At 65.9% G+C, this 11,015-nt stretch carries 10 protein-coding genes; 5 read left to right on the top strand and 5 right to left on the bottom strand.

Annotated features, from left to right (window positions below):
* Together CH278_RS10975 and CH278_RS10970 are read right to left on the bottom strand one after the other, a co-directional pair.
* The coding region (locus CH278_RS10975; RefSeq protein WP_094621898.1) for an S-(hydroxymethyl)mycothiol dehydrogenase at positions 1-846 on the bottom strand (846 nt) is incomplete at its 3' end.
* A 37-nt stretch (positions 847-883) separates the two neighbouring features.
* Entirely contained in the window at positions 884-1,144 is a 261-nt protein-coding gene (locus CH278_RS10970; RefSeq protein ID WP_230074136.1) for a DUF3263 domain-containing protein, read from the bottom strand.
* Between the two features lie 133 nt (positions 1,145-1,277).
* Here CH278_RS10970 and CH278_RS10960 point away from each other — a divergent pair, with 133 nt between their 5' ends.
* From CH278_RS10960 to CH278_RS10950, 3 genes are all read left to right on the top strand, one after another.
* The gene (locus CH278_RS10960; RefSeq protein WP_256991842.1) at positions 1,278-2,570 is read left to right on the top strand and encodes a LuxR C-terminal-related transcriptional regulator; all 1,293 of its coding nucleotides are present in this window, start codon (positions 1,278-1,280) and stop codon (positions 2,568-2,570) included.
* Positions 2,567-3,580: a GlxA family transcriptional regulator gene (locus CH278_RS10955; RefSeq protein WP_228139323.1), complete on the top strand. Its 1,014-nt coding sequence runs from the start codon at positions 2,567-2,569 to the stop codon at positions 3,578-3,580. The genes CH278_RS10960 and CH278_RS10955 overlap by 4 nt, the downstream gene beginning before the upstream one ends.
* Positions 3,581-3,689: 109 nt before the next feature.
* Positions 3,690-4,235 carry an MmyB family transcriptional regulator gene (locus CH278_RS10950; RefSeq protein ID WP_094621896.1) on the top strand — a complete coding sequence of 182 codons (546 nt, stop codon included), beginning with the start codon at positions 3,690-3,692 and terminating at the stop codon, positions 4,233-4,235.
* Here the strand turns inward: CH278_RS10950 and CH278_RS10945 are convergent.
* The 3 genes from CH278_RS10945 to CH278_RS10935 all read right to left on the bottom strand — a co-directional run bounded on the left by CH278_RS10945 (position 4,181) and on the right by CH278_RS10935 (position 8,882).
* Complete coding sequence (locus tag CH278_RS10945) at positions 4,181-5,056, bottom strand: helix-turn-helix transcriptional regulator (RefSeq protein WP_094621895.1); 876 nt, start codon at positions 5,054-5,056, stop codon at positions 4,181-4,183. The two genes, CH278_RS10950 and CH278_RS10945, sit on opposite strands and share 55 nt — an antisense overlap.
* Before the next feature lie 81 nt (positions 5,057-5,137).
* Positions 5,138-6,361 carry an MFS transporter gene (locus CH278_RS10940; protein WP_143536239.1) on the bottom strand — a complete coding sequence of 408 codons (1,224 nt, stop codon included), beginning with the start codon at positions 6,359-6,361 and terminating at the stop codon, positions 5,138-5,140.
* A gap of 82 nt (positions 6,362-6,443) precedes the next feature.
* Positions 6,444-8,882, bottom strand: coding sequence for a LuxR C-terminal-related transcriptional regulator (locus CH278_RS10935; protein WP_094621893.1), 2,439 nt, complete (start codon positions 8,880-8,882; stop codon positions 6,444-6,446).
* Positions 8,883-8,988: 106 nt separating this feature from the next.
* Here CH278_RS10935 and CH278_RS10930 point away from each other — a divergent pair, with 106 nt between their 5' ends.
* Positions 8,989-9,933: a DNA-3-methyladenine glycosylase family protein gene (locus tag CH278_RS10930; protein ID WP_256991843.1), complete on the top strand. Its 945-nt coding sequence runs from the start codon at positions 8,989-8,991 to the stop codon at positions 9,931-9,933.
* 50 nt (positions 9,934-9,983) lie between these two features.
* Entirely contained in the window at positions 9,984-10,928 is a 945-nt protein-coding gene (locus tag CH278_RS10925; protein WP_032367763.1) for an aldo/keto reductase, read from the top strand.
* The last annotated feature ends 87 nt before the right edge of the window (positions 10,929-11,015 follow it).

The raw sequence follows: 11,015 nt of genomic DNA, 5'->3' as shown, positions 1-11,015 counted from the left end.
CGTCGGCACCCCGACGAGGACGACGGTCCCGGCGAGATCGCGGGCGTAGAACGCCTGCTTCCAGGTTTCCGGGCGACCGACGGCATCGATGACCACATCCGCCCCGAACCCACCGGTGAGCTCCTGGATGGCCTCGACGGCATCGACCTGCGAGGCATCGACAGTGTGCGTGGCACCGAGTTCGAGAGCCCAGTCGAGTTTTTTCTTGTCGCGGTCGACGGCGATGATCGTCGACGCCCCCGCCAGGCGGGCCCCGGCGATCGCAGCATCACCGACACCGCCGCACCCGATCACCGCCACCGAATCACCGCGGGAAACGTTCCCGGTGTTCATCGCCGCACCCAGCCCGGCCATCACCCCACACCCGAGCAACCCCACCACCGCCGGATCGGAGTCCGGGTCGACCTTGGTGCACTGTCCTTCGTGGACGAGGGTCTTGTCGGCGAACGCCCCGATCCCCAACGCCGGGGAGAGTTCGGTGCCGTCGGCGAGAGTCATCTTCTGCGACGCATTGTGGGTGTCGAAGCAGTACCAGGGGGTGCCTTTCTTGCAGGCTCGGCATTCCCCGCACACCGCCCGCCAGTTCAACACCACGAAGTCGCCGACCTCGACATGAGTGACAGCGTCGCCGATCGCTTCGACGGTGCCTGCGGCTTCGTGGCCGAGCAGGAACGGGAACTCGTCGTTGATGCCGCCCTCGCGGTAATGCAGATCGGTATGACACACCCCGCACGCGGCGATGGTGACCACGACATCGTTCGGGCCGGGATCGGGAATGGTGATCGTCTCGATCGAGACGGGCTCACCCTTCGCCTTGGCGACGACGGCATGAACGGTTTGTGACACAAGCACTCCTGAGGTCAGGTGATGTACGGAGGACGATTCACTCGCCGAGCCAGAGCCTGCGGCGGCACACCTCGAGCAACGCTGACATCGTGTCGCGGTCGAGGGTCGATTCTGTGTCGGGTTCGCGAAGCACTGCGGCGAGCCTGGTGAAGTATTCGGTCGGGCTGATTCCGAACCCGACCAGAATGTCCTCGGCCGGCCCGCCGCCGTAGGGCATCCACCGGGTCGCGAAGTCGATCATGCGCTTCGTTTCCGGGCAGCCGAGAGTCGACGCGAGGGTTTCGGTGGTCGTCCTCAACGGTGTTCCCTTCGTCGATGAATCCGATGTCCAGGTTGTCGCCATACCGCGAGAAAAGAACCACGCACAACGGCTAGCAATCACTGGCCGAACGGACATCACACGACGCCGCTCCGAGTACTAGGATGCGCACGTGAGCAGCCCTGCCCCGTCGACCCCCGCCAGGTCCGAACCGACCGACTCGCTCGCCGCGCTTCGGGAGGTCCTGACCGGTCCGCTGGTCGAGATAGCTGCTCGTTTTTCGTGGTGGTCGTCGCAGCGGTATCCGCACTCGGCGATGATCATTTTCACCAGGGAATGCACCGGCCGTCCGAGAAAAGTCAGTGGCGACGAGTCGATGACGAGCCGCGTGACGATCAAGGAGCTCGACGACCTCAAGCAGTCGGTGCAGCAGAGTGGGCGCCGGGCTCTGGACGGCCCGGGGCGCCTGGCCGGTGCACAGCGACGTCTCGCGACGCAACTCGACGACACCACCGACACCCTGCTGGTTCTGGTGCCCAAATCGACTGCGCCGCAGTTCGATCCGGATTCCTACGTCGGCGTTGCGTTCGGAATCGTAGCCACCTCCATCCGCCATCAGGTGGTCCAGGCGAGTCCTGCGTATCTCGCCGAATCCCTGGCGGCCTCGAGCGAGCGTGCTCGGGTGATCTCCGAGATGGTCGACGCCCACGTCGATACCCTCACGTCCGTGCTGTCCACGCTGCGCTCGAAGGACCTCGATGACGCGCGAGCACGCGCAACCGCCAGCGATACCGCGTCGGCGGCACTGATCGAGCTTCGCTCCATCGAAGAAGCCAACCGTGAGCTGGGGCAGGAAGCAGTGACCACCGCCTTCGCCAGGCTGCAGGGGGAGCTCGCCACAGTATTGGACCAGTCCTCGATCGACGTCGAATATGTCGCTCCCCCAGTCGACGGAAGACCGGTCCCCGGCGAGATCGCACGCGCGGCGCGAGCCGTGGTTCGGACCGTCGTACTCGCCTACGTGGCTCAGCCGGATGTTCGACGGGTTCGCATCGCGTGGGATTGCGACGGAACCAACCTGCTGCTCGAAGTCCGCAACGACGGCCTGCACGCCTGCGACACCGAGACTCTGACCCAACAGCTCTCCGGACGCGTGCACACCCTCCGGGGATCGATCTCATTCGAATCCACCGCTGGGTGGGGATCACGCGTGAGCATCGCGATTCCTCTCGACCCGCCTCCCGCACGAGCCGACGAACAACTTCTCGCCGGCCTCAACCGTCGCGAGAGAGAAGTTCTCGGCTACCTCGCATACGGCAAGCGCAACAAGGACATTGCCGCGAGCCTCAGCATCGGCGAGAGCACGGTGAAATTCCACGTCGCAAGCATCCTGAAGAAACTCGAGGTCAAGACCCGCGGTGAAGCGGGTGCCGTGGGCATGAAGGCCGGAATCCGAGCATCGTGACGCGTTCGACCACTCGGGTGAACGACGACCCGTCTCGGCGTGGTCCGACCCAGCGTCGGCGCATCGGCATTCTGCTCTTCGACCAGGTCAAGATGCTCGACTTCGTCGGCCCGGCCGAGGTCTTCCTCGAAGCGAACCAGCGAGTCGACGGCTACGACATCGTCTTCCTCTCGATCGACGGCGGTGACGTGGTGACCTCGATGGGAATGACGGTGTCGGTGAACGCCGCCGTCGCCGACAGCGGCGACTTCGACACCCTCATCGTTCCCGGTAGCGAATCGGCTCCGGCCGTCTTCGAGGACCCGGCGTTGCTCGACGCGGTGGCGCTGCTCGCGCCCCGAGCGCGGCGGGTGGCGTCGATCTGCAGTGGGGCGTTCGCGCTGGCGGGAACCGGTCTGCTCGACGGCCGGAGTGCGACCACTCATTGGAAGTTCACGTCGGCTCTGGCGGAACGCTTTCCCGACACGCGTGTCCAACCGGATTCGATCTTCGTTCGCGACGGCGACATCTACACCTCGGCCGGGGTCGCTGCCGGAATCGATCTGGCGTTGGCGTTGGTCGAAAGTGATCACGGTGCCCCGATAGCCAGAACGGTCGCGCAACTACTGCTGGTGTACATGCAGCGCTCCGGCGGCCAGTCGCAGTATTCGGTGTCGCTGAAAGGTCCGCCGCCGCGGACCCAGGTCTCTCGCGCTATCACCGACTACATCCATGCCGACCCGACACGACCCGCGAACCTGAGCGCTCTCGCGGCACACGCCAATGTCAGTGTGCGACATCTCAATCGCATCGTGCGCGAGGAACTGGGCACGACGCCTCTCGATTACGTGACCGCGATGCGTCTCGATATCGCGGTAGCCGCACTCGAGTCCGGCTATTCCGTGGCCCGGGCCGCTGCCGACGCAGGATTCGGCACGCCCGCTGCTTTTCGGCGTGCGTTCGTCACCAAGTTCGGGGTGACACCGTCGGATTACCAGAGAAAGTTCCGCACGACCGATCCAGCCCAGTGATAGTCGGCCCCAACGCTTTCGTTCACCTCGGGAGGATCGAACACCGCCGGTCGAAGGTGGCCCTGGCAGGGTTACCGGACCGGCAACCGCCTGGATCTATGGTCGAATCATGCACAACGTGGAGGCGCTCGAGTCCTGGGCGTATTCGCCTGCGGTACTGCTGGATCGGCATCTGACCGTCGAATCGTCCACGATGCTCGCTCGTGCGGTGTCGCCGAGCTTCGCCGAGGGGGTCAATCTGGCCGTGTTCACATTCGTCGACGCCGGTTCGCTCTGCGGCGATCGAGACGATCCCGCCGCCGACCCGCCTGCCGGGTGGGAATCGTCGGCGGATCAGGTGGTCGCCATGCTTCGTGAGTCGTTGGATCGGCACGAGCCAGACGACTCCTTTCGCCGCATCGTCGGCGAACTGTCCACCCGTAGTTCGGCATTCGCGCAGAAGTGGGCCGGTGAGACCAGCGCGAGAAAGACCGGAACCATGACGATCGAACATGCCGTCGTCGGTCCGTTGATGCTCGACTACCTGTTGATGCCTGCCGCCGAGGACCACGTACTGATGGTGCTGCGGCCCCGAACAGCACAGTCGAGGGCAGCTCTACGTCAACTGGCCGACGCGGTCCGATCGTCCGAATCGGACCGAGGAACAACGAACTGAGTGTCGCGGCTGGGGACTCCGGCAACCAGATGCCGGATCGCCGATGCCGACCGACTACCGGGATCGGCGAAGTAGGTGGTGATGAACTGCCCACCCTCGCCGACGATCTCCAAAGTCTGCGAACGGAATTCGACCAGACCGAACGGCTCCACCGGGACGACGGAGATGCTCGACGACAACGGCCGTACGTCGTGTTTGGCCCACATCCTGCGAAAAGCGCGGCTCTCCACCGACAATCTGCCCACCAACTCCGTCAGTCGCGGGTGACCCGGTGCCGCGTGGAATCGCAGCGCCGACACCATTCGCTGCGCCGTGACGGCCCAGTCCTCCGGCGAGGCGGCACTGTGCTCGTGCGCGAACACATCGAGCATCAGGTTGGTACCCACTTTCAGACCCGGCGTCATCAGCGCGGCCGGAGCGTTGAGCGCAAGCAGATCGTGATGGCGGTCGGTGATGTACGCCGGCGTGTGGACCCACTGCTCCAACACCCGGGCCGACGCCTCGGTCACCCGCGGCGGAAGCGCCTCGACCACGGCCGGGCCGGACTGCGCGCGCGCCACCCGGTGGAAGTACGCCCGCTCGTCCTCGTCCAAACGCAGAGCCCGACTCAGCGCAGCCAGAACCTGCTCGGAGGGTTGATGATTGCGCCCCTGCTCGAGCCTCAGGTAGTAGTCTGCGCTGATATCGGCGAGCCGGGCGATCTCTTCTCGTCGCAGTCCGCGCACTCGGCGGTTGCCGTCGCGCACCAGACCCACCTGCTCGGGTTGCAGAGATTCCCGGCGCACCCGAAGGAAGTCCGCAAGCAACGAGCGTTCGGCCATCGTCAGGACCTCCTGTCGACAACCATCATCTCCTACCCGCCGTCCCGAATCGAGTACGAATCCGGCCCACTGTCGACCGTTTCAGGACACGACAGCCCGAGACTTGCGCAGATCGATGGTCAACAGCACGAACGCCACCGCCGCGAGCACCGCAATCACGACGGCGAACACCACCCCCGCCGTCACCAGGCTCCATCCGGTCGCCACGGCTCCGGCCCCGATCACCGGTACCGAGATCGCGATGTACAACACGACGAAGAAGGTCGAGGTGACCTCTGCCCGACGGTGCGGAGGTAGCTCGGCACCGATCGTGGACATGCCGTTGGCGAATGTCACGCCCTGACCGACGCCGCAGAGCAGCGCCGCTACCACCAGAACGGCCAACGAGGTCAGCAGCAGCGACGCGGCCAGGAACACCAGACCGAGCAGCAGCAGCGCGCATCCCCACCGCTGCGCCGACGCGGGATCGGCTGCGCGCAAAGCAATCTGGGCTGTCGCCGACGCAGCGAAGACCGTGAACACCACTACCCCGGTGACGGCGTGATTGTCGACTCCCAACACACTGCCGATGAACCCCGGCGAGACGGCAGTGAACAGGCCGAGTACGGCGAACCCCGCGAATCCTCCGATCGAGGCGCGCACGAAGGTGCCGCGCACCTCCGGTGGAACGGACAGCCGCTGCATGTGCGGGCGTGCTCCGCCGTCCACCCGCACCGTCTCGGGTGCGAGGAACACCGCCACTGCTGCCGCAGCCAGCAGAACCATGTCGACGACGAACGTCAGACGCAACGGTTGCGGTAGGTACTCCGCAAGCACTCCGGCCACCAACGGTCCGAGGCCGAGGCCCCCGATGTTCGCTGCGGTAGCGATCGCGGATGCACGGTCACGCCATCGTTCGGGTACCAACTCGATCAACGTCACCGTCGCGGTACCGACGAAGATGCCGGCCGAGATTCCCGACAACACGCGGCCGATCACCAGGGCCGTCAGCGAGCCTGCGGTGACGAACACCACGGCGCTGATCAATCCGAATGCTATGGCCGCCAACAGCATCGGGCGTCGTCCCAACGAGTCGGACCAACGGCCGAACGCCAACAGAGCTGCGAGCACACCGACGGCATACGCCGCGAACACGAGGGTGACGACGAAGACGGAGAAGTGGAACTCGACCTCGTAGAGCGCATAGAGCGGCGTCGGCATGGTGGTGCCCATCATCGCCACCACGAACGCGAACGCAACTCCGACGAATGCCGTTGCTTTCGACACCGACGTCCGGGGCGACGACTTTTCGTCCGATCGGGTCACGCTGATCTCCTGTTCTGCAAGGGCCGTCCGTCCTGTGCCGTCGACAAGGAGATCGAACCAGAGCCGGCGAGTACGTGCTCACTCACCGTCCGCCGCCCTCGTAACGAAGGAGTGCGTCCCGCAGCGCGGACCGCGTGGTGATCTGCAGTTTGGGAAACACTCGGTACAGATGACCGCCGACAGTACGAGCCGAGAGATACAGCTGTTCGCCGATCTCCTTGTTGGTCAGACCGGCAGCAGCAAGAGACGCGATGCGCAGTTCCTGCCCGGTCAACCCCGAGCCCGCATCACCCTCACGCGGGTGCGGGCCGGCTCCTGCAGCCCGTAGTTCGTCCTCGGCTCGGCGCAGCCACGTGCGTGCGCCCAGTTCTGCGAACAGATCTGCGGCGTACCTCAACCGGCCGCGGCTTTCGATCACCCGGTGGTGGCGGCGCAGCCACTCGCCGTAGACCAGCGCAACCCGCGGCGCATCGAAACACCATCCAGCGGTGCGTAGTTCATGCAGACTCGCCTCGAAGAGCGCACCGGCTCCGGCCTCTGCCAGCATCGCTTCGGCTGCAGTCAGCAGCGCACTGTGGCGGGCTCCCCAGAAATCGGGCCGGGTTCGGCGCAGTCGGTCGAGATACGTGCGCGCCTCGTCCGACCGCCGCAGCCGTACACAGGATTCGACGTAATCCAGTATTTCGAGTGGTCCGTACGGAGTGATCGAACAGCGCTCCGCCGAGAGATCGCGGCGACGCATCCGCTCGTAGGCCACGTCGAAGCGGCCCAGTGCCACCGATTCGGCTGCGGTACAGCTCTTCTCGCCACCAGCGACAGCTGCCACCGAGGATTTCAGCAGGCACTCCTGCTCGTCGAAAAGGCCATCCGGCAGTCCCGAGGAGACGGCCTCGGCGAACGCAGAAAACTGCCCTCGAGCGGCGAGTGCGGCGAGGTGCCGCAGCCGGGTCAGAGACTCGGCGGCCGGAAACCCAGCAGCGACAGGGTCCAGCGCGTCCGGCAGCCGACAACTGTCGTTCGGATCCCACAGCAAGGTGGGCAACGCCAGCTGCAGCAGTACCGGTTTCCACGGGTCTCCGGTGCGCAGCGAGGCTCGTACCGCGTCCAGCAGCGCCGGGCTGTCGAGTGCCCGCACGTGCACTCTCGAACCCGAGACGCCGAGAGACCGCGCGACGAGCACGTTGACCGGATCGAGATGCTGTTCGTATTTGACCGCCCATTGCAGGGCCTGCGCAACGAGTTCGCCGTCACCGGTCAGTGCGCTGTACGCCAGAGCCGAACCGATCAACTGGTCGACGACGTCCGGGGCGACCGCATCCGGCAATCGATCGAGAGCCTGCACGACGACGCCGAACGCAGCACGGGGGTCGCCTCCCCGGGCCACGTCGGCAAAGGCCCGGGCCGGAGCGGTCTCGGACGGGGCCGCATCGGGATGTCCCGGCCGCATACGGTCCAGGATCGATACCGCGAGGTCGACGAAGCCGGCGAATGCCGCCATGGACGCCGCCCGCACCTCGAGGGCCTGGGCGCGTCCACGATCGGATTCGAGCGCTGCTGCACGGCAGAGCAACGCCACCGCCCGGCGGTAGCGCTGCAGCGACGCCAGGTCGTGCGCCCGCTCGTCGAGCGCAGCGACGAGGTGCGCATCGGGCGCTCGGGCTGCGAGTGCCCGATGCACCAGACGCTCGTCGGGCGTCAGCCGTGTGTCGACAGCCGATTCGAGGTGAACGGAGATGCGCTCCTCGGCGGTCGAGGAGGCAAGAATCCACAGTTGTGCGACAGTGTCGCCATGTGGGTGGGCGGCCACGGAGTCGCCACCGTGCTCGCGAGAGACGATGTGTCGCAACGCATCGCCGAGAATGTGACGCCTGGACTCCTCGTCGAGCCCGGCGACCTCGAACGCGCCGATGTCGGCGAGAGTATCGGTGAGGTGGGCGCGGTCGAGCATCGCACCGCCGACGGATGGATCCCGGTGCCAGATCGGCGCAGCGCGAGCGAGTTCGGTCGCGACGAGGGGGTTCCCTTGCGACAACTCGATTATCGATTGTCGTTGCGCCACTGCCGTTTCCGTGCCGTTCAACAGATCGCGCACCGCGTCGTCGGGCAGGGGTCGCACACGATGGAAGGCGAACTCCCGCCACAACGGCGGCGGGACGGTGTCGACGGTCGTGGCGATACACCGGACATGCGGGGTACGTACCGCCGCCTTCACCGCACGAGCGAGTCGGTCGCGCGAGCCCGCGGGCAACAGATGCAGGTCGTCGATCACCAGCAGCGTCGGCGTCGCGTCGTCCGCCACCAGATCACCCAGCAGCCCCTCATCGAGCAGCCCCGCGAGGCACGGCAGATCCACCACCCGGAAACCCAGCGCTGTCGCCTCGCCCGCGATGGTGTTGGCAACCGTGGACTTGCCGATGCCCCGTGCACCCGAGATCACCAGGATCCGCCGGTTCTCCGGCGAAGCGGACAAACACGAGCGGCCCTCACGCAGCACTGCGTCGCGATCCGGTGATGTGGGCATTCGTCCAATATATTTTCACCCGTGTCTGCGCAAGGGTGTTGAATATGGCCCTGGCAGGGACACACTGAACCGGCCGACCACGACTGCGACGGAGGTGACCCGAGCGATGACCGAGAACGCCTCCTCCGGCCCTACCGATCACGGCGTCACCCGCCTCGTCGACTTCGAGCAGCGCGTCGACATCCGAATGTCCCTGTCACCGCTGCGTCGGGGCCGCGGCGACCCCACCTACGAGTCCACGCCGGACGGCGCCGTGTGGCGGACGTCGCGCATGATTTCCGGCCCGGTCACGTACCGATTGGTGCAGGCCTCACCGAGCAGCGTCATGGTGCGCGCCTGGGGACCCGGTGCCGACGAACTGCTCGACGCTGCCCCGGCTCTCCTCGGCCGGGACGACGACCCCTCGAGCTTCGCTCCCGACCATCCGATTCTGCGCGAGGCACACAGACAACTTCCGCACCTACGCCTCGGCCGGACCGGTCTGGTGCTCGAGGCCCTGATACCAGCGATCATCGAGCAACGCGTACACGGCATTTCGGCGTTCGGCTCGTGGCGGTACCTGGTGAGCAAGTTCGGCGACCCCGCACCGGGCCCGACCCCGAAGAACATGTTCGTGTTTCCCACCGCCGACGTGTGGCGACGCATCCCGTCGTGGGACTACCACCGCGCCAACGTCGACCCGGCCCGGTCGAAGACCATCGTCCGTGCCGCGCGCGCAGCCGGACGTCTGGAGGAGGCGTCGAACATGACGCCCGAGGATGCGCAACGCAGGCTGCGCGCGATCCCGGGCGTCGGCATCTGGACCGCGGCCGAGACCGCTCAGCGCGCCCTGGGGGATCCCGACGCGTTGTCGGTGGGCGATTACCACCTGGCCGCGGTGGTGGGCTGGTCGCTGTTGGGTAAACCGATCGACGACGCGGAGATGGTCGAGTATCTGCAGCCCTTGGCACCACATCGACATCGCGCGATTCGGCTCCTGTATCTCAGCGGCAAGGCGACCAAGCCGAAATTCGGGCCACGGACCGCGCTGGTGGACCACACCTGGCACTGATCCCGGCCTGCTCGTACAGTCGAGTTGTTCGCCGACCTAAGGAGTAGTTCGTGGTTGCTATCGGTACGTCCGATCTGGACATCTTTCCGCTTGCCCTCGGCGGGAACACCTTCGGCTGGACCAGCGACGAGGACACGTCCTTCGACATCCTGGACGCGTTCACCGCAGGAGGTGGCAATTTCGTCGACACGGCCGACTCGTACTCTGCCTTCGCCGACGGCAACTCCGGCGGCGAATCCGAAACGATCATCGGCAAATGGATGACGGCCCGCGGCAACCGCGACGACGTCGTTCTCGCGACCAAGGTGAGCCAGCATCCCGAGTTCCGCGGTCTGGCACCGGGCAACATTCGGGCCGCAGCCGACGCCTCCCTGGCCAGGCTGCAGACCGATCACATCGACGTCTACTACGCGCACTACGACGACGACAAGACGCCGTTGGTCGAGTCCCTGGCCGCGTTCGACGACTTGGTCCGGGCAGGCAAAGTTCGGCACGTCGCCATCTCGAACTACTCCCCCGCGCGGGTCCGCGAGTGGCTGGGCCTGGCGAAAGACAACGGTTTTGCGGCACCGATCGCACTGCAACCGCACTACAACCTCGTTGCCCGTCGCGACTACGAGGGTGAACTGCAAGCCCTCGCCGTCGACAACGGCCTCGGGGTGTTTCCGTACTTCTCCCTCGCCGCCGGCTTCCTGACGGGTAAGTACCGCACCCGGGAGGATCTGGCCGGTACCCAGCGCGAGCGACTGACGACGGGCTACTTCTCCGATGCAGGCCTGGCTGTGGTGCAGGGCCTGCAAGAGATCGCCGACTCCCGCTCGGCCGAGCTGTCGAGTGTGGCTCTCGCCTGGTTGCTCGCTCGACCGGGCATCACCGCACCGATCGCGAGCGCGAGCTCACTCGCTCAGGTACCGGCTCTGCTCGACGCGCCGACACTGCGTCTGACCAGCCACGAGGTGGATACACTCACCGGACTGTCCGACGCGGTGGCATAGAACACGAAAGTTGTAGTCAGCAACGGGAACAGAATCAGCTCCTACGCTGCTGACCTTCGGGTGGCCCCAGCATCGAACACATCCGTA

The sequence above is a fragment of the Rhodococcus sp. 05-2254-5 genome, from assembly GCF_002258575.1.
GTDB classification, from domain to species: Bacteria; Actinomycetota; Actinomycetes; order Mycobacteriales; family Mycobacteriaceae; genus Rhodococcoides; species Rhodococcoides fascians.
The sequence above is the reverse complement of the archived record's forward strand: the minus strand, read 5'-3'. Positions and strand labels throughout refer to the sequence as shown.